Raw genomic sequence first — 23424 nt, 5'->3', positions numbered from 1 at the left:
CAACATCTGCGCTGCAGAGATAGGAGTTCAAAGAGCCCAGCTTGCGCAACGAATCATTGCCGGGGCATATCTTCAACAACCGCGCATCAGATTTGCCTGGCTAATGCTTGGCGTGCGACGGCTTCGACACCCACCGCATCAAGTTGATATTCACGGTACAGATGAGTCGGTGGAGCAATCAGGCTGTATTCGTCGTTAATGCCGTGGCGAAATAGCTTCACACCGCAGCCTTCATCGGCTAGAACCTCGGCGACTGCCGCTCCTAGACCGCCCATGATGTTGTGCTCTTCCACCGTCATCAATGCGGCAGAATGTGCGGCAGCTCTAAGCACCGCGTCTCGGTCCAACGGCTTGATGGTGGCCATATCGATCACACCAACCGACCGGCCTTCGGCGTTGAGCGCCGCAGCCGCGTCGAGAGCAGACTTCACCGGCATTCCGCAGGCGATGATCGTCAGTTCGTGGCCTTCCCCGTGTTCAATCGCTTTGCCAATCTGGAATGGTGTGTCATCCGAATAGATATCCGGATCCCGGCCGCGGCCGATACGGAAATAGATCGGTTCAGGCCAATCCACCGAAGCTTTGATTGCGGCTTTGAGCTGTGGGCCGTCAGCTGGAGAGATGATGGTCAGGTTGGCAATTGACCGCATGGTGCCGATGTCCTCGGTCGCGTGGTGCGAAGTGCCGTAAAAGCCGAGCGAGATGCCCGTGTGATGCCCTATCAACCGAACCGGCAACGCGCTGTAGGCCACGTCCATGCGGATTTGTTCACAGCAGAGCAGCGCGAGGAAGGACGCAAAAGTAGCGACGAAGGGCATCTGCCCGGTCGTCGCCAAACCGGCCGCAGCCGACACCATGTTCTGCTCGGAGATCCCAAACTGGATGTAGCGCTCGGGATAGGTTTCAGCAAACTTGCTCAGGCCGTTCGAATACTGCAGATCGGCAGATCCGGCCACCACCGGGTGGCCGGCCTCGACCAGTTCGATGAGAGCGTCGGATAGCGCGCTCAGTCCTGGCGTGATCGCATTGAGGGAGCGGTATTGCCAGCTATCGGGGGAAACAAGGTAAGTCATGTGTCAGATCTCGTTCGTCATAATTTCTTGCACTGCCAACGCGGCGTCTTCGGGCGCGAGGTAGCCCAGATGCCAGCCCGGTTCGGTTTCCATGTAGGAGACGCCTTTGCCCTTCAGCGTCTTAGCAATGACACAGACGGGCCTTGATCGGTCGGTGTCGGCCTTGATCCGGCGCAGCAGCGCCGTCAGGGCGCTCAGGTCGTGACCATCGACTTCGTGAGTTTCCCAGCCGAACGCGCGCCATTTGTCGACCAGGCTTTCCACGCCCATGACGTCATCGACGCGCCCATCGAGCTGGAAGCCGTTACGGTCCACGATGGCCACAAGGCGATTCAAGTTGTAATGAGCTGCGAACATCGCGGCCTCCCATACCTGCCCTTCCTGCATCTCGCCGTCGCCGAGCATCACGAAGGTATGAAAGTCGCGTCCAGCGATGCGTCCGCCGTAAGTCATGCCCGCACCGGCGGAAAGCGCATGGCCGATTGAACCAGAGCTGAAGTCGATGCCGGCGACTTTGCGCATATCGGGGTGGTCACCCAAGGGATTGCCCAGGCGCGTGTAGCCGTCCAGCGTTTCCCTGTCGATATAGCCGTACTCCGCCAGCACGGGATACAGGCCCACCGCGGCGTGACCCTTGCCCATGAGGAACCGGTCGCGATCAGGCCATTGCGGTTCATTCGCACGGATGCGCATCACGTCGTAATACAGCGCAGCAAAGATCTCGGCGGCTGAAAACACCGAGCTGTAATGCCCAACTTTGGCGATCTCGATAAGTCGGATGGTCTCCAGCCGCACGAAACGCGCCTTCTCACGCAGCAAAGCCACCTGGGCGGAAGTGGGCGTAAAGCCTGTCGATGATTGGTTGTGGTTCGATGTCATTTTTCTCTTTCAATAATATATCATATATTCTAATTTCGAAGAAGCCAGCGCCTTTTGTGGGACAGTGCACTACAAGCCAGCCAGGCAGATGTACTTGAGTTCCAGATAGTCATCGAGGCCGTATTTCGAGCCCTCGCGCCCCAGTCCCGACTGCTTGATGCCGCCGAACGGTGCTTCGGCAGTCGAGATCAGCCCCGTGTTAACGCCTACCATGCCGGCTTCCAGCCGTTCGGCCACACGCATCACACGTCCGATGTCACGGCTATAGAAGTAAGCGGCCAAGCCGAACTCGGTGTCGTTGGCGCTGGCGATCGCCTCCTCCTCCGTGTCAAAGGCAAAAATGGGGGCCAGCGGCCCGAAGGTCTCCTCGCGTGCGACCAGCATCTCGCTCGACGCTTGGCCGATCACCGTCGGCTCGAAGAACAGGCCGCCTAGCGCGTGACGTTTGCCGCCGGTCAACACCTTGCCACCCTTCGCTACGGCGTCGGCGATGTGCTCCTCGATCTTCGCCACAGCCTTGTCGTCTATGAGGGGACCTTGCGTCACGCCGTCGTGCGTCCCATCGCCCACATGCAACGCGTGAACCCGTGCCACCAGTTTTTTTGTGAAAGATTCCAGCACGCCGCGTTGCACATACAGGCGGTTGGCGCACACGCAGGTCTGCCCGGTATTGCGGTATTTGGAAACCATAGCGCCCTCCACGGCCGCGTCGATGTCGGCATCGTCGAACACGATAAAGGGCGCATTGCCGCCGAGTTCCAGAGACAGCTTCTTAATGGTGTCGGCAGACTGGCGCATCAGCAGCCGGCCGATGTCTGTCGATCCGGTGAAAGTCAGCTTGCGCACGATCGGGCTGGAAGTCATCTCACTGCCAATCTGGCTGGCAGAACCCGTCACTACGGATAACAAACCAGGCGGCACGCCTGCCCGTTCGGCCAGCACGGCGAAGGCCAGCGCCGAATACGGCGTTTGCGATGCAGGCTTGACCACCATCGCGCAGCCGGCCGCCAGCGCCGGGCCCGCTTTGCGCGCGAGCATGGCCATAGGAAAATTCCAAGGGGTGATAGCCGCCGTCACACCAATCGGCTGCCGGATTGCGAGGATGCGGCGGTCGCCTTGGGTCGATGGAATCGTGTCCCCGTACACCCGCCGCGCCTCGTCCGCAAACCATTCGATGAACGAGGCTGAGTAAGCGATCTCGCCTCGGCTCTCAGCCAAAGGCTTTCCTTGCTCGCGGGTCATGATGAGCGCGAGATCCTCTGCGTTAGCGAGCATCAGGCCGGACAGCTCTCGCAGGATCAACGCGCGGTCTTTCGACGGCACCGCAGCCCACGCACGCTGCGCGACTTCCGCGGCGGCAATCGCCTGGCGCGTTTCCTCTGCGCCGCACAGCGGGACGCTGCCAATCACCGCACCGCTGGCAGGATTGACCACCTCCAGGGTCTGACCGCTGCGAGATCCCACCCACTGACCGGCAACGTAGGCCCGATCGCGAAGAAGTGTCGAGTCTTTCAATTGGAGCATGGCAACTCCCTCAGCGAGATCCGGCGACGTGTTGGCCTGATGTAGCGAGCGATGGGTTTCAACATTTCTATCCTTCATGCGTAAAAAAACTTGTAGTCAGCCAAAATGTAATATAGGATATATCCTACACCACTTAAACAGAGCTTGTCTTGTGGTTCCAAACATTTATGGAGTTCTTATGTCGATCACCCACGACGCGCACCACCAAGCAGGCACCCAACCTGCCCTTCTGCTGATCCCGTTCAGTCGAACAATGTTGAAGCGCATGTTTCACGGCGCACGCAGCGCAGGAGTCTGGCCGTCCCGCTGTTTCGCAGGTACGCGTTGATGTCCGCGATCCCCTCCCTGCAAACGTCGCCGCTGGCGACAGCCGTGCCCACCAACGAGCCTCAGCGACCGGCGCATTCACTCAAGGAGGCCACCCATCGCGCTGACCGCCGGCAAAGGGTGATCTCGCTGTTACTGATGGCTCCCGTGTTGTTGTACGGAACGGTATTCTTCATCCTTCCCTTGGCCATGATGATTTACCGCGCCGTGGATAACCCTGAAGTAGGCCAGGCGCTGCCGCGCACGGTGGCAGCATTAGCGACCTGGCGGGGAGACCGGCAGCAACTACCCGGCCCCGATGCCTTCGCGGCACTGACCGTCGATCTGGCGGAAGGCCAAGGAACAAGGGTGGTCGGCGAGTTGGCACGACGACTTAACTATGAAATCGGCGGCTACCGCACTCTGGTGATGAAAACGGCCCGAACGCTCGGTGAATCGCCACCTCCTCCAGAGGACGCCAAAGATTGGCTGATAGACGCGGACGAACGTTGGGGTGACGTGAGCTACTGGGCCGCGCTGAAGCGAGCATCGACCCCGTTGACTGGTCATTACCTGCTGGCCGCGCTCGACTTGAAACAAGCCGACAGCGGCGACATCGTCCGAGCAGAGCCGGATCAACGGATCTACCTGGACATCCTTCGTCGTACGCTGGGCATTGCCGCCGGCGTGACGCTGACCTGCCTGCTATTGGGCTATCCGTTGGCGTCGCTGCTGACCAAAGCCTCGCGGTCGGTCGCCTATGTCATCACGCTGGCGATCATGCTGCCGTTCTGGACGTCCTTGTTGGCACGCACCACTGCTTGGATCGTTGTGCTGCAAGAAAATGGCCTAATCAACAGCCTGCTCAGCGCGGTCGGCATTGTCGATCAGCCGTTGACGCTGATCTTCAACAGTACGGGCCTCTACATCGTGATGGTCCACATTCTTTTGCCCTTCACGGTCCTGCCGATCTACAACAGCCTCAAGGGAATTCCGCCGCACCTTATGCGCGCCTCGGCCTCGCTGGGGGCTCACCCGGTTCGTGGTTTTTTCAGCGTATACCTGCCCCTCAGTCTTCCGGGCGTCGCCGCCGGCGGGTTGCTGACTTTCATCGTGGCAGCGGGCTACTACATCACACCCTCGCTAGTGGGCAGTGCGCGCGAACAGATGCTGGGCTATTTCGTCGCCTTTTATGCCAACAATACGGTCAACTGGGGCATGGCATCGGCTCTGGGCCTAGTACTGCTGAGCTGCATCATGGCGGTCTACCTGATTGCTGCTTCCACTCTCGGCGTGAAACAACTCGCTGGTATTAAGTAAGGACAGAGCATGACGCACCAAACAATCGCACGGCTGGCCACTACAGCACACTTTATTTTCGGCGCAGTTATGGTGGCGTTTTTGCTACTGCCGCTGCTTGCCATGATTCCGATCTCCTTCAGTGCGGGCTCCTTCCTCTCGTACCCACTGCCCGGTCTGTCGATGCAGTGGTATGAGCGGGTGTTCTCATCCGGCCCGTGGACAGACTCACTGCGCAACAGCCTAATAGTAGGTGTGTTATCTACCTTAATAGCCACAACGCTAGGCACGTTGGCCGCGTTTGCCTTTGCACGGCGCAATCTGCCGGCGAAACGCACACTGCTTGGCTTTCTGATGGCACCGATGATCGTGCCTTCGGTCATCACCGGTCTGGGTATGTACTTTCTGTTCTCGAGACTTGGCCTCACCGCGAGTCTGACCGGCCTGGTGCTGGCTCACGCCATCTTGGCCACGCCCTTTGTCGTCATCACTGTCACCGCCACGCTGCAGCAGTTCGACATGACGCTTCTGCGCGCGGCCTACAGCTTGGGGGCATCTCCCCTGCGCGCCTTTTTCACCGTTGTTGTGCCACTCATTCTGTCAGGCATTGTGTCGGGCGCCCTGTTCGCCTTCATTACCTCGTTCGATGAAGTGGTGGTGGCAATCTTTATTGGCGGTCCTGGCCAGCGTACCCTCCCGCGCCAAATGTTCGATGGAATACGCGACACCATTGACCCATCCATCATCGCCATGTCGACCTTTCTCATGGTCGTCGCGACGATCGCTCTGACACTGTCCGCATGGCTCAGCCAACGCGCACCGCATACCGTTCCAACCGACAAGGCCTCTGCATGATTTCAGACTACTCCGAAGGCGTCGCATACATCGACGACCATTACATCCCCCTGCGCGACGCACGCATCCCGATTACGGACCGTGGCTTCCTGCGCTCCGATGCCACCTATGACGTAGCTCATGTGTGGAAAGGCAATTTCTTCCGGCTGGACGATCACATCGAGCGTTTTTTCTGGTCGATGGAGCAGCTGCGGATGTCCTTGCCCTTGAACCATGCGGCAATACGGCACATTCTGGAGCAATGCGTTTCCAAGAGTGGCCTGCGCGATGCCTATGTGCAGATGACCTGCACCCGAGGTGTTCCGCCGCGCGGCTCGCGCGACCCCCGCGAATGCACCAACCGCTTCTACGCGTTCTCGCAACCCTTCGTCTGGATCGCAACACAACAACAGCAGCAGCGCGGCGTCTCGATGGTCATCAGCGACGTGCAACGCATCGCACCCGAAGCACTGGACACACGCATCAAGAATTTCCATTGGCTGGATTTGACGATGGGCATTTTCGATGCCTACGACCAGGGTGCGCTTGTAGCCGTGCTGTCCGACAGCGCAGGCAACGTCACGGAAGGCGCAGGCTTTAACGTGTTTTCGGTGAAAGGCGGCGCGCTTACCACGCCCGAGCGCAACGTGTTCGAAGGAATGACTCGTCGCACGGTGATCGACATGGCGCGACAGTTCGGCATTCCATGCCAGTTGACGGCTATGCCACGCGCGCAGTTGAAAGACGCTGATGAGATCTTCATTACCAGTACGGCCGGCGGCATCATGCCTGTCACGCAGTTGGACGGTAGACACGTCGGTGACGGTCGGATCGGGCCTATGACGGAGCAGCTGCAGCGCAGCTACTGGCACCGCACCGGCAGCGACCCACGCAATACGCCGGTGCCGTACGAAATGGAAAAGGAAAACATATGATCATCGTCACTGGTGGTACCCACGGCATCGGCGCGGCAGTGGTCAAGCAACTGGCAGCGGGCGGATCGCCCGTTCTCTTCACCGGACGGGATGCTGCCGCTGGAAAAGCGCTTCAAGACACAACCCCTGGCGCGACCTTCGCTATGGCGGACGGGGCTGATCCGGACGCGGTCCAGGCGGCCTGCGACCGCGCGCTCGCCCTCGGCCACGGGCGTATCACCGGTCTCGTGAACAACGCCGGCACATCGTCGCGCACGGCCTTCCTCGAAACTAGCGTAGAAGAGTGGGACCGAGTAATGGCGGTGAATACCCGGTCTGTGTTTCAGTTCACCCGCACGGCCCTGCCAGCACTAATCGCCTCGCGCGGTGCCGTCGTCAACGTCGCATCTATCGCTGGCAAGGTCGGCGAGGAGGGGCTTGCCGCGTACTGCGCATCCAAAGGTGCGGTTATCGCGATGACGCAGGCGCTGGCATTGGAGTTCGGCGACCACGTCCGCTTCAACGTGGTCTGTCCTGGCCAGATCGCGACGCGAATGATGGCTCGCGTGATCGAGGACGGCCCGCGGCTGTCGGCCCTGACACGGCGCATCCCCGCAGGTCGACTCGGTGAACCCGGCGAGGTGGCGGCGCTCATCTGCTGGCTGCTGTCGGACGCAGCCAGCTTTGTAAACGGCGCCGTCATGACGGTTGATGGCGGCGAGACGGCGGGCTACCGCACGCCGCCCGTGGTACCCCCTGAGCCAAACAGGTAACACCCCCTCTCCCTCTCGAAAGACAACAAATGCTTCCCGTTCTATACACGCCGCTGCACCGCCAGCATGAACCAAGTTTCTTTTTTGTCGCCGGTAATTTCACGCCGGCGCAGGAGCGCATCGACCGCGCAGAGTTCCTGCGCGACGCTGCAGTTGCGGCCGGCTGCGAGCTAGTCACCGCGGCCGAGCATGGCCTGGCACCGGTGGCCGACGTGCATACGCCGGACTACATCTGCTTCCTAGAAGACGGTCACAAACGTTGGTCCGATATCCCCGGAGCGTCGGCCGAAATCGTCCCCAACGTCTTCGCCGTACACGGCCTTCACCACGGTTACCCAGAGCGCGTGGTCGGCCAGGCCGGGTACCACATGCAGGACCTGGCCTCGCCCATCGGCCCCGGCACCTATGCGGCGGCCCTGGCATCGGCCAACTTGGCCGTTGATGCCGCCGTGCGTGTGATCGCCGGCGCGCCGGCGGCCTATGCAATCTGCCGCCCGCCAGGGCACCACGCCTACCGCGAACGGGGCGGCGGTGTCTGTTACCTCAACAACGCAGCCATCGCGGCGCAGACCCTCAGGCGTCACGGACGACGCGTGGCGGTGATCGACATCGACGTCCATCACGGCAATGGCACGCAGGGCATCTTCTATGAGCGCGACGATGTCTATTTCGTCTCAATTCACCGCGACCCACTTAACTACCACCCCTACTTCTGCGGCTATGCGCAGGAGCGCGGCTCAGGCGCCGGTCTGGGCTACAACCTCAATCTACCGCTGCCAGCCAACACCGGCGACGACGCCTACCTGGTGGCGCTGGAACACGCCTGCCGCCGGCTGCACTCCTTCCAGCCGGACGCGCTGGTGATCTCGCTCGGCCTGGATGCGCACGAGAACGACCCGTTCAAGGGCCTGCGCGTCACGACCGAAGGGTTCCGCCGCATCGGCGAGCGACTGGGTCATCTCGGGTTCCCTTGCGTCATGGTGCAGGAAGGCGGTTACGACTGCGACCACATAGGCACCAACCTCGTTCACTTCCTGGATGGACTGACCAGCAAGCTCAAACCTTGAACGCTGCCGACCCAATTCGACTAACCGTTCTACTCGCGTCTGCTTCTCCACCCTGATCTTAGCTAATCTCAAGGAGTTTTCCATGCCTTCCTCGTTTCGCATTCGCCTTCTCGCCATCGCCGCACTGACCCTACTCTCTACTGCCGCTAGCGCACGCGACCTAACCGTCGTCAGCGTCGGTGGATCGCTCCAGGAGGCTTTTCGAAAAGCCTACTGGCAGCCCTATGCGGCCGCCAAATCCGAGAAACTGGTAGAGGACACAAACGTCGTGGGTCTGACAAAAGTTAAGGCCATGGTCGAAGCCAACAACGTGATCTGGGATTTGGTACAGATGGACGAAGAAGACGTTGTGGTGGGCTGCGAATCCGGCCTTCTCGAGAAAGTTGACTGGCGTGCGGTTGCGCCCTCCACGCTCGATCTACCCAAAGAGTCGCTTAGCCCCTGTGGCGTGCCCACAATGCTGTGGGCTAAGGTCATGAGCTACGACACCAAGCGCGTCGCAAACGGGCCAAAGTCGTGGGCGGACTTCTGGGATACAAAGAAATGGCCTGGCAAGCGGGCGCTGCGCAAACAGGCCAAGCAAACCCTGGAGATCGCGCTGATGGCCGACGGCGTACCGGCATCTGACGTTTACAAGGTGCTGGCGACTAAAGCCGGCCAAGATCGCGCATTCGCCAAGCTGGATCAGTTGAAGAAGGACGTCCAGTGGTGGGAGTCTGGTGCGCAGCCGGTCGAATGGCTTACGTCCGGCGCCGTGGCGATGTCGTCCGCCTATAACGGCAGGGTCGATGCTGCGAACAAGGAAGGTAAGTCGCTGGCGATGGTGTGGAAGAACCAGATCTATGGCCCGACCTATTGGGTAGTAGTCAAAGGCACGCCGAACAAAGCCAAAGCCGTCGCGTTAATCAACTTCATGACCTCGGCGCCGCAGCAAAAGCTCTTCGCCGAGACCATCTCCTACGGCCCGGTCAATCCCAAGGCGCAGAGCGCACTTTCCAAGTCAGTGCTCGACCGCTTGCCCAACGCGCCACAGAACACCGATGCGCCGCTGCTGCAGAACACCGCTTTCTGGGCCGACCACTTGGACGAATTGCAACAGCGCTTTGCCAAGTGGGTGTCCAACTGAAGGACATGGTCCAACCGGTGCAGCCCATCGAGGTGTTCCACACTCCGTTGCACGCGCTGCACCGACCCGGCCTGCTAGGCGCACTGGGCGGCTGGCGTCCATCGCGCGACGACCCCGTCCGCATCGACCGAATGCTGGATGCAGTGGCGACATTGGGTGTGGCGGTGCGCGAGCCAGCCACGTTCGGCCTGGAGCCGGTCCGGCGCGTGCACGAGAGTCGCTACCTTGACTTCTTGACGCATGCACATCAGCAATGGTCCCGGACCCCGGGCACATCGCCAGAGGTGCATGCCAACGTCTTCGCTATGCGCCGGCCTCATCAGAGTAGCTATCCTTCATCTATCGTCGGCCGCGCTGCCTATCACTTTCACGACCAACTCGCGCCCATAGGGCTGAATACCTGGGAAGCAGCGCTGGCGGCATCCAACCTCGCGGTTGCGGCCGCCGATGCCGTAATAAACGGCGCGACCTGCAGCTATGCGATGTGTCGCCCGCCAGGGCACCACGCCTATGCCGACATGGCTGGTGGCGGCACTTACCTGAACAATGCGGCTATCGCTGCAGAACATCTGCGCACGCGCTTTGCTCGCATTGCGGTGATCGACCTCGACGTTCACCACGGCAATGGCACCCAGGACATCTTTTGGCGAAGGCCAGACATCTTTTTTGCATCGCTGCACCGCCACCCAGAAGACTACCACCCCTTTTTCAGTGGCTACGCTAACGAGACGGGCGAAGGCGCCGGAGAAGGCTATACCCTGAACGTACCGCTGGCTGCGGGAACCACGGACTTACATTACCTGAACCAGCTAGAAGTCGCTCTGGACTGCATCGTTGCCTACGCACCTGACGCACTGGTGGTGTCGCTCGGGCTCGATGCTCACGAATACGATCCGGCACAGGGCCTACTGCTGAGTGATGCTGGATTTTCGGCCATCGGCCGGCAGGTCCGGCAGTTAAATCTGCCGTCAGTCTTGGTGCAGGAAGGCGGCTACAACCCTGGCGTGGTGGGCTCGACGCTGGTGGCCTTCCTATCCGCGTGGCTGGACGACGGCCGTTGATACAGCCGCCGATTCAGGCAGCGGCTTGTTCTTCCTGGCTGGCCTGATATTCCTTCAGGAAGCGCTCGATACTGGGCGCTGCCGACATTAGGTCTGCGCGTATGGCCTTGACGGCGGCGGCGGGATCATGCTTTTCCAGTGCAGCCAGCAGCAAGTCGTGCTGACCGTGGCCCTGGTCATAGGTCCCGCCGGACTTCTCGTAGAAGGCGCGAAGGATGGGGCCCATCGACGTCCACATATTCTCGATCATCGCCAGCAAGGTCGGCAAGCGGCAGTGCACGTAGACGCCAAAGTGGAACTCGCGGTTGTAGCGCAATTGCTGCTCCGCGTTGTGGCTGGACTCGGCCTGAGTGAATTTCTTGTTGATGCGCACCAGCTCGGCAATATCGCGCGCACCGATGTTGCTCGCGGCCACCTCGACGGCCGCTGACTCGAGCGCCAATCGAACGGTACGGATTTCAATATAGCGCGCCAGCCCCAGAGGAGGCACCGCGATTTGCTTAGCCGTTTCCATCTCCAAGGCATGCTCGCTGACTAACCTCAGCAAGGCCTCGCGCACCGGGGTGTCGCTGGTCCCGAACATCTGGGCCGTCTCGTTGATACGAAGCCGGTCGCTCGGCATATAACGGCCAGCAATCAGGGATTCACGAATCTCGGAATAGACCCGCGAGGCGAGATTCGTCTTGTCGATGGGCTTATTGGGGGGTTTCACAGGTTCCTCGTTGCGCTACCTTCGAATTTTGACATTAAAACCTTGAGGCATTGTGAGCGAACACCAACATATCGTGCGGCTCCCATCCCAAAGTAACAGGCGCGCCCACACTGGTATCGACGGGCAGCTCGCCGCTTGTCAACTTGGCGACCATGGTATTGCCGTTTTTCAGCATGGCGACCAGCCGGGTATGGTCACCAAGATAGGCCATGTCCGCAATGGTGGCCTCAACGCTGACGGTTAATCCCCTGGACAGAGAGACGCTTTCCGGGCGCACCAGGGCCCTGGCATGCTGGCCTGGAGCCAGACCATGCGTCGGCATTGGTATCCGGATGCCACTGCCCTGGCCCAGCTCTAGCGACGTGGCACCGCCGCTGCTGGCCTTTATCACGCCGTCAAGACCGTTGTTTTCTCCGATAAAAGTCGCGATGTAGGACGTGGCAGGTGCGTCGTAGATCACAGCGGGCGGCGCCAGCTGCTCAATACGGCCATCATGGAAGACAGCCACGCGATCGGACATCGTCAGCGCTTCACTCTGATCGTGCGTGACGTAGACGATGGTCACACCGAGTTTCCTGTGGATCTGCTTGATTTCGAACTGCATGTGTTCCCGCAGGTTCTTGTCCAGCGCTCCTAGGGGTTCATCCATCAGCACCAGCTCCGGATCAAACACCAGCGCTCGAGCCAACGCAACACGTTGTTGCTGACCGCCCGACAGTTGTGCCGGCTTGCGGTTGGCCATGCTGCTGAGCTGCACCAGCTCCATAGCCCGCTCAACTTTGTCTTTCAGCACGGTTTTGGACAGTCCACGCATCTTCAGTGGGTAGCCGAGATTTTCCGCCACCGTCATGTGCGGGAACAGCGCGTAATTCTGGAACACCATGCCGATGCCACGCTGGTGGGCCGGAACATCCTGGATCGGGCGGCCGTCCATCAAGATCTGGCCGCGGGTCGGGTTCTCGAAACCAGCCAGCATCATCAACGTCGTGGTCTTGCCCGAACCCGAGGCGCCCAGCAGGGTCAGGAACTCTCCTCGCCGTATCGACAGATTGAGATCGGGAATGACCAGTTGCGTGCCGTCATAGCTCTTTTGCACGCCAATCATTTCAATCAGGTTGTCATGACTCATGACAGCACCTCCAGCGAGTTAGCCTGGCGATCGGCTACATCGTCGAGGGCCAGCTTCAGCGTAGCGACCATGCCGACGATCTGCGACTCGTCCATGATGTAGGGAGGACTCAGAGCGATCACGTCGCCCATACTGCGAACTATTAGACCGTGCGAGCGCGTGGCGCGCTCGACCTGTGCGCCGATCGCGAGACGGCTGTCGAATGGCTCCGCGGTGCGCTTATCCGCCACCAGTTCGATGCCGGCGATAAACCCTGTGCCCCGGACTTCGCCCACTAGGCCATGGCTCGTAAGTGCGCGCAATTCGCGATGCAGCACATCTCCCAACTCCTTCGCGCGAACGGGCAGGTCCATCTCTTCATAGATGGCCAACGCCTCAAGGGCGATTGCGGCACTGAGCGGATGGCCAGAATATGTGAAGCCGTGCCCGAAGCCACCGGTCTTGCCGCTATGGCATTCCATCACCTCGAACACAGGGGCACTGACGACCACACAGGAGATGGGCGCGTAACCCGAAGACAGCCCCTTGGCGCAAGCCATCATGTCCGGCTCGATATCGAAAGTCTGTGAGCCAAACCAGTTTCCGGTCCGACCGAAACCACAGATGATCTCGTCGGCCAGCATCAAGATGCCGTGTCGGCGCAAAACCTGTTGCACCTGCTCAAAATAGCCAGCCGGCGGAACTATCACGCCGCCCGCACCAATAATGGGTTCCGCGATGAAGGCTGCAATAGCGTGCGCACCGTGTTCGGCAATTGTCACTTCTAGGTTTTGAACTAGGCGATGAACATAGGCCGCCTCAGACTCGCCATCACGTGCGTTCCGGTAGAAGTATGGGCAGTCGACACGCACGATGCCGTCAATGGGCAAGCCGAAGGCCTGATGCATGTTGGTCAGACCGGAGAGGCTGGCGCCCATCACCGTCGAGCCATGAAATCCACGGTCCCTAGCGAGAATCTTCCGGCGCGCCGGCTCTCCTCGGGCTATGTGGTAATTCCAAGCCATCTTGACCATGCTGTCGTTAGCCTCAGACCCTGACGTCGCGAAAAACACCCGTGCGTCCGACATGGGACTGAGGGACGAGATCTTCGCCGCCAGCAATGACGCAATGTCGCTAGAGCGGTGATTGAAGGTGTGATAGTAGGGCAGTTTTTTCATCTGCCGACTTGCAGCTTCCACAAGCCTTTCATTCGAAAACCCCAGCGAAGCACACCACAAGCCGGCCATACCTTCCAGGTAGCGATTGCCATGTTCGTCGATCACATATGGGCCGTCCCCACGGACCATCACTAGGGGGCCCTGCGTCCGGTGAGATTGCAGGTTGGATTGCGAGTGCAGGTGATGTTGGGCATCGGCCGAGCCAACGCGCGTAAGCGGTAAGTCCGAAGGATAAACACCGTCTAAAGATTTCATTTGATTTCCTCAATTGACACAAGATATATCATATATCAAGATATTATGAACTTGGGAATTCCCTCATCTGGGAGCTTAAAAAAGCTTTGATCACGCTTAAATTAGAGTATAGGATATATCATGTATTCTAGATAGGCTAGTTTACATGTTTGACATTACCCAAGGGATTTCACATGCCACTCACCTCCTCTCCTCGCTACGGCGTCTTAGCCGTATTGGCCACCCTGGCCGCCTTCGCCTCCGGAAATGTCGTCGCCCGAGACCTCACGGTCGTAGGCTTCGGCGGCGCGCTCCAAGAAGCGTTCAGAACCGCCTACTTCACGCCATACGCGAAAGCCAAAGGCAGCAAAATCGTCGAAGACTCCTATGAAGGCGGCATTGCCAAGCAAAAAGCCATGGTGGAAAGCGGGAACGTCACCTGGGACCTTGTACAGATGGATGAAAACGAGATGACCGCCGCTTGCGAGCAAGGCCTGCTCGAACGCATCGACAAAGCACTGTTCACGAATGCGAAGGACGTCGACGCATCGGCGTTTGCAAAATGCGGCGTAGGCGCATTCATTTGGTCAGAAGTGTTGACCTATGACACCACGAAGTTCGGCACCAATGGTCCCAAAAACTGGGCGGAGTTTTGGGACACAAAAAAGTGGCCAGGCAAACGTGGTCTACGCAAGCAGCCGCGGATGACGTTGGAAATCGCACTGCTGGCCGATGGTGTCCCCGTGTCGGATATTTATAAGGTACTCGCCAGCAAAAAAGGGCAGGACCGTGCATTCGCCAAACTCGACAAACTAAAGGATTCCATCGTGTGGTGGGAGACCGGTGCACAACCGCTGGAATGGCTGAACTCAGGCGCGGTCTCAGTAACAGCGGCTTACAGCGGTCGCATCGCCGTCGCAGCAAAACAAGGCAAGATTTTCCCTATCGTGTGGACCAATCAGTTGTACAGCATGGACTATTGGACGGTGATCAAGGGCACGCCCAACAAGGCTCAGGCGCTGGACTTGCTCAACTTTTCGCTAGCCGCGGACAACCAAGCAGCATTTGCCCAGGCAATTCCCTATGGAACGCTGAACAAGCGCGCCATTCCAATGATCTCCACGGCGACCCAGGCCCTGCTGCCGACTACCCCTGAACATCTCAAGAGCGCGGTGTTGCTAGACACCGGCTTCTGGCTCGACCATGAGACAGAACTGCTCCAGCGATTCACTAACTGGGTAGGCAAGTAAATACCGACAGGGCGGACGTGTCCGCCCTGCCCGGCTAAGACTGCGGGTTGGCTTGCCAAATAGTCGACTGGCCACTTTCAAGATGAAAAAACATGTCGCGAAGACATCGCAGGAACCACTATGCTGAAATCATTGCCATCCATAGCAAAGCGATCACTGACGTCGCTAATACTCGCACTAATGATCAGCTCGCCAACATCAGCTGCGGAAATCATATTCGGTCAAGTAGGCCCTCTCGCTGGAACAGAGGCCAATCAGGGACGCGCGTACGCCGTCGGGGTTCAGTTGTATTTCAACCAAGTGAATGCGGCAGGAGGCATCGCCGGCAACACACTAACTCTAGTATCACGTGACGATGCAGGAAACCGGGAGCAGGCATTGTTGGTGACGCAACAATTGGTGGCTGAGCAGCGTCCGATTGCATTAACTGGATATTTCGGCGCAGCCAATATGTCGACCCTGCTAGCTAGTGGCCTGCTGGAGCAGGAAAAAATTCCGCTTGTAGGTTTCCGCGGCGCGCAAGTCCCCAAGAACCGCACCTTTGTCTACAGCGTACGCGCAGGCTTGCCAGAGCAGCTCGACAAAATTGTCCAACACCTCGCAACCCTGGGAATTCAGCGATTAGGACTTTTATACGAAAGCGGACCTCAGGCAGCAAGTGTGCTGCAATTCGTACGCGACAGCGTCGCAAAGCGTGGCTTGAACGTGGTCGCCGCTGCAATGCAGACCCCCTCACCAGATCAAGTGACGAAAAATGTTCGAATGTTGCTAGTTGCGCAGCCGCAAGCCATACTCTTGCAGGTAGAGTCCTCTGGCGGCCCGTTCGTGGAACGCTACCGTGCTGCTGGCGGGACCGCGCAGTTATTTGCAACTGCAGACCTCGATATTGAGCAGCTTGGGCAGCGCATCGGTGAAACTGAGCTTGCAGGCATCTCGATTGCGCAGGTGACGCCAAGCCCGAGCAAACCAACCATTCGACTAACACGCGATTTTCAGCAGGCATATCAAGCTGAAGCGGGCGGAAGCAAAGCCAAGCTTGAAGGTGGATTCATTCCGCTCGAGCAGCGGATGGCACAGCGACCGATGAGTCATGCCATGTTCGAGGGCTACATCGCCGCGCGGGTGTTGGTGGAAGCCATGCGTCGCGCAGGCGCAAACCCGACGCGCGCAAGCTTTGTTCGCGCGCTAGACAGCCTAGAACGGCTTGATCTCGGTGACTACATCATCTCCTACCAACCCGGCATCCACACCGGGTCAAGCTACGTCGATCTATCCATCGTAGGCGTCGGTGGAAAGCTTCGACAGTGAGCCATGACTAGGCCTTGCTGAATCAATGTGGTGTACCACCCCAACATCCAAAAAAAGCCAAAAACCCGCATGCCTATTGGCATTGCGGGTTTTTCATTGTCCAAGGTCGTGCAGTGAAATACACTGGTATGCAGCCGTTTTGATGGTAACTACAAAACGCCCTCAAATGGCAAAATTGGCACCAGCGAGATGTACTCTACCGCGGCCGCGCGCGACGTTGCCACGGCGCCCTAGGCGCACCCACATCCCGCTCGTTTCCCTACTTACCAAAACACCCCATTCCCGGGAGTAGGTATGCGTACCCGGTTAATGCATCAACACACTCGACCACAATCCCCCGTTACAGCGAGCACGAGCCCAACCCCGCGCACTTTCCTAGTCGTCTCGTGCCATGCCTTACGGGTAGCAATTGAGCCTCAGCGTCTTGCGAGCTACCTGGAGCTAGCGGCTACGAGGTGATGGCGCTAAACCTGCTCTGACCGCCGCATCAGGCGGGCCGCTGAGCTGCACATGGAGTCACACACCGTCAATGTCGACGGTACACGATTCGGATTCAAGGATGGTCATGAATATTCCAGACTCAATCCACCTTGATACCCATCTGGCTAATCGCCCGTTGCCAGTACCGGCTGTCCTCCGACACCAATTTTTCCATGTCCGCGGCAGTTCCTCGCAAGGGCAATGCCCCCAGGTCATGCAGCTGTCGTTGAAGTACCGGGTTGGCCAGTGCTTCGTTAAAGGACCGGTTGAGTTTTTCGATCACGTCAGGCGGGGTTCCCTTGGGTGCCGCAATGCCCCACCAGGTGCTGGCCTTGACATTACTTAATCCCAGCTCATTCAATGTTGGCACCTCGGGAAATTCTGCAATCCGCGCGGGTCCTCCGACCGCGATGGCGCGCAGTTTCCCAGTCCTGACGTGCGGAGAACCAACACCCGATCCAGCCAACATCATCTGTACCTCATTGGACAGCAAGGCAGTGACGGCAAAGGGCGAGCCCTTGTATGGCACGTGGGTGAGCCCTAATTTTGCGTTTTGATTGATCAACTCGGCCGCCAGGTGCGGTGGCGTTCCTGGCCCCGGTGAACCGTAGTTAAGTTTGCCGACATTGGCCTTCGCATAGCTGGCAAATTCCACAAAGTTTTTTACTGGCAAAGAGGCGTTGATGAACACCACCGAAGGTACGTCTACTAGGACAGAGACAGGCTGAAAGGCTTTTAGCGGATCGAACCCCATGTCCTTGTAAAGAAACTGATTGCTGGCGAAGTTATTCGCCGCCGCGAGCAGTAGCGTGTAGCCGTCCGGGCTCGCCTGGGCGACCGTGCTTGCGCCAATATTTCCACCGGCCCCCGCGCGATTGTCAATCACGATGGGTTGCCCCAGACGACGGCGTAAATCTTCGGTGAGGACGCGGATCACGTTGTCGCCCATACTACCGGCCGGATAGGCCACGACGACCTTGATTGGCCTTTGCGGCCAGTTGGTCTGGGCAGGTACCGCCCCACAAGCCAGCGCAGCCAGCACAAAGGCTGTCAGTTTGAAAAGCAGGGACTGAGGCATGTCATTACTCCTGGCTTAAAGGTCGATACGCATCAGGTCATGAGCCAACTGCAGCGGACCGGTGTAGCTCTTGCGGATGTCGCGCACAACGCTTTCCATGAATTCCGGCCCCACCATGTCGATTGGCATGTGGTGCGCCAGATAGCCTTTGAGGACCGGGTTGGTGGTGTCAAAGTGGCCAAAATGTGTTGCAACCACCATCTTCGCGTTGGCCTCCGCCGCGAGCCTTCCAAGCTCGAGGGGGCTGGTGTGGTCTGAGGTGCCGATCTGCGTGTTGCGCCTGAATTCAAGGGCCTCTTCCGGGAATGTGCACTCGTGAATGAGCAGGTCACAGTTTTTCGCGAACCGCCGCATCGTGTCACATGGCTTGGTGTCGCCCGAAAAGGCGATCGACTTGCCAAGTGCTTCCAGCCGAAACCCGAAGCAATGCAGGATTTCCGGCGCAATGTGGTCAACGTAGTCGGCGTAAATTTTCACCAAACCATCGTCAAAAATGAGACCCGTCGAGAATTCGACGACGTGCGGACGGATCATCTCCATTGAATCGGCGCGCTGCTTGTATTGCGCCCGCGCGGCAATGTCGAGCTTGTAGGCACCGTTTTCCAGCAGATGGTCAATGAAGTCCTGGGTCCCTGGCGGGCCGTAGATCTCAGGCTTGACTTTTCTGTTGGCCATCCAGGAGGCAATCAGGAAGTAGGCCGAATCCTCCATGTGGTCGAAGTGCAGATGGCTGATGAACACGTGGTTCACCAGTGCCGGGTCTACATTGGCTTTCACCATCTGGCGGGTGGCGCCATGACCGATGTCCAGCAAGTAGTGGCGGTCCCGCACCGTGACCAGAATGGACGAATGCCCGCGGCATGGGTCCGCCAAGGCGGCGCCGGTGCCCAGCATCGTGACGCGAATTCCTTCTACCATTTCGTTCTCCTGCGGCGACGGGCCGCTTGTGTTGATCGAAGAATAGGCTTCACGCGAAGCAGCGAGCAAGTTATAGTTTCACTCAGTGAAACGGAATAAAAATCCACTCCTTGCACCGAACCTCCCGCAAGTCAAATCGATTGCAGCCTTGCGACGTGGACTTGAAGTGCTTGGTCTGATCAGGCAGGGCCATGGACTCGCCCTGGGCCAGTTGCATGACATGACGGCCATCCCCAAGCCTTCGTTACTGCGCATCCTCAGGACCCTGGAGGAGTCCGGATGGATTCACCGCCGCATGGGCGACAACCTGTACATGCCAAGAGAACAGCAGGAGGCACCGTCCACGGAGAGCGTCCCGCGCGTTCGTCTGGAGGACGCGGCAACTTCCGTGCTTCGTGACCTGAAAAAGAAAATGCCCTGGCCGTCGGATCTTGGGGTTCGTTCCGGCACGCGAATGCTGGTCGTCCAGAGCAATCGGTCCCTGTTTGGCGAGAACTGGAAGCGCTCGGTCATTGGCGCCCAACCCGACATGCTCGGCTCAGCCATGGGTCGTGCTTACCTGGCTTTTTGCCCGGCCAGCGAACGCAAGGAATTGCTCGGGCAGCTGATTCGCCCTGGCGGCCCGATGGCGCGCCGGCGTGAATGGCTGGACCGTCTGCTGGAAGACGTTCGCGCGCGTGGCTATGCCGTGCGCGACCCGCTTTATGCCGGCCCCGACGCCGACCATGACACCCATCTTTCCGCCATCGCCGTGCCCGTCCGTTCCGGCGGTGGCATAGCGGCTTGCCTGAGTTGCGTCTGGCATGTCGGGACGGTGAAGGAGTCTGCCGTCATATCCAAGGGTCTGGGATTGCTGACGGACGCGGCGAACCACATCTCTGGCATGCTGAGCCCTGCGTAATGCCGGGTTAGCACGGGGAGGCGGCTAAATACTGGCTATACAGCTGTTTGGGGATGCGATCGAGTCTGTCGCTGGGGAAGAGATAGCTATTCTCCAGTCGGAAGTGCTTTATCTAAACAAGCAGCTTCACCGATACCCTGCTTAATACATGCAGAATAAGTCGCTTCCACATCCGCACACACTTCCTTGGCATGCTGCACCGCTTCAGCGTCCGACATTCCGCCAAGCTTCTGCGCGTTCGGGATAACTCTAGGGGCGCAGATGGTTAGAAAAGGCTTCTCAGAGGATTGAGTGCGTTCGGATTGTGGATTCGTCTGACTGAGAGATGGATCAGGCAGCTGAAATCCGGACGTTCCGAGTGACTCTAGGTTCTTTTGTACTTGCTCTATTTTTCCTCTGACCTCCGCCTCCTTATCCTCAACCGCTGAATTCATGATGTTCCAGCTTCCTAGAAATACTAGCGCCACCAGGGCCCCCCAGACTGAAAGATTTGCCAAACCATAATGCTTGCGCTTGTAGAGGTAAGTCGGGTATCCCACAATCCAAAGCAGCGCGATGATAAAAAACCAAGCAATTGGACTGTACGTTCCCTCGGCCCGGTCTGAGGCCATTCCGGCCTTGCCCGCTTCCATTGAGGCAACTACGGCGGTCACCAGAATAACGACCGCAAGTATGAGAGTCATCGTACTTCCGGGCGACTGGAGCAGGTTCATATTCCCCACCCAAAGCCAAATTAGCATCGTTGCCACCACGGGGGCCGCAAGCAGCGCTACGCCATAGTCGGCCAGCGGTAAGGGTTTTGCGGCTGCAAGCACTGGGCTATCAACATCTACTAATGACCCGCAATGCTTGCATTTTTTTGCATCAGCGAGGATTTCTTCCGCACAAAATGGGCAGCGTTTTATGGCTTCAGACATGATGGTTTCGATTGATTATTTCGGATGTGTTTGTCCGGGAGGTTTTTCAAGACAAGGGAGCGAGGCACATAGCTCGCATCACGGCGATGGTGCTGCTGCTGCCGTTTACCAGCTTGACAGTGCGGGTGCTGGTCTGTGTCGCGTATCCCTTAACCATTGCGCCTACTCTGATTTCCTCGCCCTCAAAAACACGAGCCCCCTTTCCGACGACCAAGATCGTGTTGTCGGGCGGGCTGAATGCCAGTTGAAATAGGGCCGGCACCTTGCCCGAAAGAAGGATGTTTTCTCCATCAATTTGGGCGACAACACCAAAATATTGGCCAATGCCTTTAGGCGACTGATACGCCGCAGCCATGACAGGGGCGAGCAGTGCTTCCGGCGTGTCATGGCCTTGTGTGACCATGTATTGCGCGCAATTTGTAGGGACGCGTTTACCGGAGCGCAGTTCGGCGACGACGACAGCCCGCTCCTCCGCTTCTTTCTTTTTCTGGCGCGTTTGGTTGTCGGCCGTTTGCTGATCGCTGAATTCCTTCTGCTGCTGCATTACCAGTCGGTTACGCCGCACAAAGTCTTCGCGGATCGGTTGGCTCTGCTGCAGGCACTTCGCTTGCAATTGGTCGTAGCCTGAATTAAGGACACGGCTGTATGCGCGGTATGCCTGCATTTCGTCCATGCAGGCTTCATCGCTGGCGATCAGATGTGGCTTCGTTAGGTCCAGCTGCTCGTAGCGCTTACGTATGTTGTTGAGAATGGCCGCCAGGTTCTCTGGTGTATCCAGGTCATTGTTCATTGGCCCCCTACGTTGGTTTGCCGACGGCGTTGGTTGCTGCGCCGTGCCTTGGCTTGGCTGGCCGGCCTGTGCTGGCGTGTCGCAAGGGATAGCGCCCTTCGCGTTGAATAAGGCGCCTAACAAGACGTTCGCTACTTGGCAGCCCGAATCAGGTTGTTGTGCAAAAGCATTTGCACCCGCCCACAGCGCGGCCAAAACAATTACGTTTTTCATGTTGTCCTCCCGTTGGTTATCGGTTCAGCTGGGCGCATGGGTGGCGCCAAACAGCCAATATTTCACATTATGGTAATTATATACGAATTAGTGTTTATGCGAATAAAAGCATAAACCCGATAGTCCCTGGTGTGAAAAACACCTTGGCAAAACGTTTTGGCAGCTGCGTACGTGCGCTGCGCCTGGAGGCAGGCTTAAGCCAGGTGGAGTTTGGTGAGCGCTGCGGCTTCTATCAGACCTATTTGAGTCGCATAGAAAACGGCCAGGCCAACCCCACGCTAAACGCCGTAGAGGTCATTGCCAACGCGCTGGGCATGACCGTTTTTGACCTATTTGACGAGGTAAAAGGCACCAGCGGTGTGGGCAAGCGCCGCAGCTAGGGGTGCGTGCCAAGTAGTAATATTGCGCGCTAGGGCTGTGGTTTGGCGGCGTAAAAGTGTGCCATTTAAGCCCTTTAAAGCCAGTAAAAACAGCGGTAAAAGCAAAATTTGGGGAGCCCCGCATTTTGATGGTACTTTTGCTGGTACTTTTTAAACTAATTTAGCAAAAACCCTTATGCCTATTGGGCTATAGCCCGATTTGCGGTTACTGTTGGTGTACCACCCCAGCATCCAAAAAAATCCAAAAAGGACCAAAAACCCGCATGCCTATTGGCATTTCGGGTTTTTCATTGTCCAAGGCCGCGCAGTGAAATGCACTGGTATGCAGCCGTTTTGCTGGTGCTTTTGGTGGTACCTAAAAAAAGTACCATCAAACACTGCCACGGCACTAACCGATAGCCAGCAAGCCGGACGTGAAACACAACGCCGCGATAACCGAGCCCGAAGCATTACGCTGATCGAGTTTGAGATTGATGGATGCGCCCAAGATGCCACATCAAGCAGCGCAGTAGCGTCAAATGGATTGACTTTTTCGATCACCCAACACAGTGGCATCAACAACCGGTTGGCGTCAGATGCGTCCCTAGCAAAAGCTGTTCAATTTCTGGCTTGGCTTAACCAGCAGTTTGGTTCTACTGCACGCGGCAGGCACCTACCGGCGCTTCGGCGGCAAATCCAATCGGACGTGTAGGCCCATCTTATTCAACACCGCAAGAAGATTATTCATGCCGCAGCGGTGCGGGTACACAAGCAGGGCCTGCGATGGTCACCTCGCTAGGAGTTAGGGTGGTACGGCAGAAAAAAGACTGCGCTGGGCTGCCTTATACCCAACAAATCTAATGATTGGGCGGCCGGTATAAATGCGCCGAAGGGGGAACTGGTGCTTATATTTTCAGCTAACTGTAGCGGGGCACGACGGGCGCGGGTTACGCCTACTTGCAACGCCTGTTGCTAACAAAGTTATGCACAGCTTTTGTTTATAACCCTTACCCTGCCGCCCACAGCGGCACGCCACTTTATGCCCATGCGGTTTGCAGCCGGGGGTGGGCGTGGTCAACCTTTTTCAACCGAGTGGCCCACCAGTTCCGGGTTGGGTAACCG

21 protein-coding genes are annotated in these 23424 nt (G+C 58.2%); 11 read left to right on the top strand and 10 right to left on the bottom strand.

The window, feature by feature from the left end; genetic code table 11:
* Positions 1–86 precede the first annotated feature (86 nt).
* The 3 genes from AC1DS5_RS18885 to AC1DS5_RS18875 form a co-directional block, all read right to left on the bottom strand.
* Positions 87–1073, bottom strand: a complete 987-nt coding sequence (locus AC1DS5_RS18885) for a transketolase family protein (protein ID WP_477719790.1) — start codon at positions 1071–1073, stop codon at positions 87–89.
* A 3-nt stretch (positions 1074–1076) separates the two neighbouring features.
* Positions 1077–1952, bottom strand: a complete 876-nt coding sequence (locus AC1DS5_RS18880) for a transketolase (protein WP_477719789.1) — start codon at positions 1950–1952, stop codon at positions 1077–1079.
* Between the two features lie 69 nt (positions 1953–2021).
* Positions 2022–3476, bottom strand: coding sequence for an NAD-dependent succinate-semialdehyde dehydrogenase (locus tag AC1DS5_RS18875; protein ID WP_477719788.1), 1455 nt, complete (start codon positions 3474–3476; stop codon positions 2022–2024).
* Positions 3477–3803: 327 nt separating this feature from the next.
* Here AC1DS5_RS18875 and AC1DS5_RS18870 point away from each other — a divergent pair, with 327 nt between their 5' ends.
* The 7 genes from AC1DS5_RS18870 (at position 3804) to AC1DS5_RS18840 (ending at position 10856) form a co-directional block, all read left to right on the top strand.
* Positions 3804–5102, top strand: coding sequence for an ABC transporter permease (locus AC1DS5_RS18870; RefSeq protein ID WP_477719787.1), 1299 nt, complete (start codon positions 3804–3806; stop codon positions 5100–5102).
* A 9-nt stretch (positions 5103–5111) separates the two neighbouring features.
* Positions 5112–5936, top strand: a complete 825-nt coding sequence (locus AC1DS5_RS18865; protein ID WP_477719786.1) for an ABC transporter permease — start codon at positions 5112–5114, stop codon at positions 5934–5936.
* Entirely contained in the window at positions 5933–6850 is a 918-nt protein-coding gene (locus AC1DS5_RS18860) for an aminotransferase class IV (protein ID WP_477719785.1), read from the top strand. Before AC1DS5_RS18865 ends, AC1DS5_RS18860 begins: the two co-directional genes overlap by 4 nt.
* Positions 6847–7602 (top strand): SDR family NAD(P)-dependent oxidoreductase, encoded by a 756-nt coding sequence (locus AC1DS5_RS18855; protein WP_477719784.1) that lies wholly within the window; start codon positions 6847–6849, stop codon positions 7600–7602. Before AC1DS5_RS18860 ends, AC1DS5_RS18855 begins: the two co-directional genes overlap by 4 nt.
* A 29-nt stretch (positions 7603–7631) precedes the next feature.
* Entirely contained in the window at positions 7632–8669 is a 1038-nt protein-coding gene (locus AC1DS5_RS18850; protein WP_477719783.1) for a histone deacetylase family protein, read from the top strand.
* Between the two features lie 82 nt (positions 8670–8751).
* Positions 8752–9795, top strand: a complete 1044-nt coding sequence (locus AC1DS5_RS18845; protein WP_477719782.1) for an ABC transporter substrate-binding protein — start codon at positions 8752–8754, stop codon at positions 9793–9795.
* Positions 9796–9800: 5 nt separating this feature from the next.
* Positions 9801–10856, top strand: coding sequence for a histone deacetylase family protein (locus AC1DS5_RS18840; RefSeq protein WP_477719781.1), 1056 nt, complete (start codon positions 9801–9803; stop codon positions 10854–10856).
* Positions 10857–10869: 13 nt separating this feature from the next.
* Here AC1DS5_RS18840 and AC1DS5_RS18835 read toward each other — a convergent pair whose 3' ends face one another.
* From AC1DS5_RS18835 to AC1DS5_RS18825, 3 genes are read right to left on the bottom strand one after another with little or no spacing between them, the layout of a single operon-like run.
* Positions 10870–11568 (bottom strand): GntR family transcriptional regulator, encoded by a 699-nt coding sequence (locus AC1DS5_RS18835; protein ID WP_477719780.1) that lies wholly within the window; start codon positions 11566–11568, stop codon positions 10870–10872.
* Positions 11569–11602: 34 nt separating this feature from the next.
* Complete coding sequence (locus AC1DS5_RS18830) at positions 11603–12697, bottom strand: ABC transporter ATP-binding protein (RefSeq protein WP_477719779.1); 1095 nt, start codon at positions 12695–12697, stop codon at positions 11603–11605.
* Entirely contained in the window at positions 12694–14109 is a 1416-nt protein-coding gene (locus tag AC1DS5_RS18825; RefSeq protein ID WP_477719778.1) for an aminotransferase, read from the bottom strand. Before AC1DS5_RS18825 ends, AC1DS5_RS18830 begins: the two co-directional genes overlap by 4 nt.
* A 173-nt stretch (positions 14110–14282) precedes the next feature.
* On the opposite strand from AC1DS5_RS18825, the gene AC1DS5_RS18820 reads away from it, so the two are divergent.
* Together AC1DS5_RS18820 and AC1DS5_RS18815 are read left to right on the top strand one after the other, a co-directional pair.
* The gene (locus AC1DS5_RS18820) at positions 14283–15338 is read left to right on the top strand and encodes an ABC transporter substrate-binding protein (RefSeq protein WP_477719777.1); all 1056 of its coding nucleotides are present in this window, start codon (positions 14283–14285) and stop codon (positions 15336–15338) included.
* Positions 15339–15458: 120 nt separating this feature from the next.
* A complete protein-coding gene (locus AC1DS5_RS18815) occupies positions 15459–16646 on the top strand; it encodes an ABC transporter substrate-binding protein (RefSeq protein WP_477719776.1) in 1188 nt (395 codons plus the stop codon).
* 580 nt (positions 16647–17226) lie between these two features.
* Here the strand turns inward: AC1DS5_RS18815 and AC1DS5_RS18810 are convergent.
* Both AC1DS5_RS18810 and AC1DS5_RS18805 read right to left on the bottom strand, forming a co-directional pair.
* Positions 17227–18204: a Bug family tripartite tricarboxylate transporter substrate binding protein gene (locus tag AC1DS5_RS18810; protein WP_477719775.1), complete on the bottom strand. Its 978-nt coding sequence runs from the start codon at positions 18202–18204 to the stop codon at positions 17227–17229.
* A 15-nt stretch (positions 18205–18219) separates the two neighbouring features.
* Positions 18220–19191 carry an MBL fold metallo-hydrolase gene (locus tag AC1DS5_RS18805; protein WP_477719774.1) on the bottom strand — a complete coding sequence of 324 codons (972 nt, stop codon included), beginning with the start codon at positions 19189–19191 and terminating at the stop codon, positions 18220–18222.
* A 16-nt stretch (positions 19192–19207) separates the two neighbouring features.
* Here AC1DS5_RS18805 and AC1DS5_RS18800 point away from each other — a divergent pair, with 16 nt between their 5' ends.
* The gene (locus AC1DS5_RS18800) at positions 19208–20023 is read left to right on the top strand and encodes an IclR family transcriptional regulator domain-containing protein (RefSeq protein WP_477719773.1); all 816 of its coding nucleotides are present in this window, start codon (positions 19208–19210) and stop codon (positions 20021–20023) included.
* 86 nt (positions 20024–20109) lie between these two features.
* Here the strand turns inward: AC1DS5_RS18800 and AC1DS5_RS18795 are convergent, their stop codons facing one another.
* Positions 20110–20940 (bottom strand): hypothetical protein, encoded by an 831-nt coding sequence (locus AC1DS5_RS18795; RefSeq protein WP_477719772.1) that lies wholly within the window; start codon positions 20938–20940, stop codon positions 20110–20112.
* Between the two features lie 46 nt (positions 20941–20986).
* A complete protein-coding gene (locus AC1DS5_RS18790) occupies positions 20987–21943 on the bottom strand; it encodes a hypothetical protein (RefSeq protein WP_477719771.1) in 957 nt (318 codons plus the stop codon).
* A 143-nt stretch (positions 21944–22086) separates the two neighbouring features.
* Here AC1DS5_RS18790 and AC1DS5_RS18785 point away from each other — a divergent pair, with 143 nt between their 5' ends.
* On the top strand, positions 22087–22323 hold the full coding sequence (locus AC1DS5_RS18785; protein WP_477719770.1) for a helix-turn-helix domain-containing protein: 237 nt from the start codon (positions 22087–22089) through the stop codon (positions 22321–22323).
* The last annotated feature ends 1101 nt before the right edge of the window (positions 22324–23424 follow it).

The organism is Polaromonas sp. P4_H1, assembly GCF_056400945.1.
Note: the sequence above shows the minus strand (reverse complement) of the source record. Positions and strands in the feature narration are given on the sequence as shown.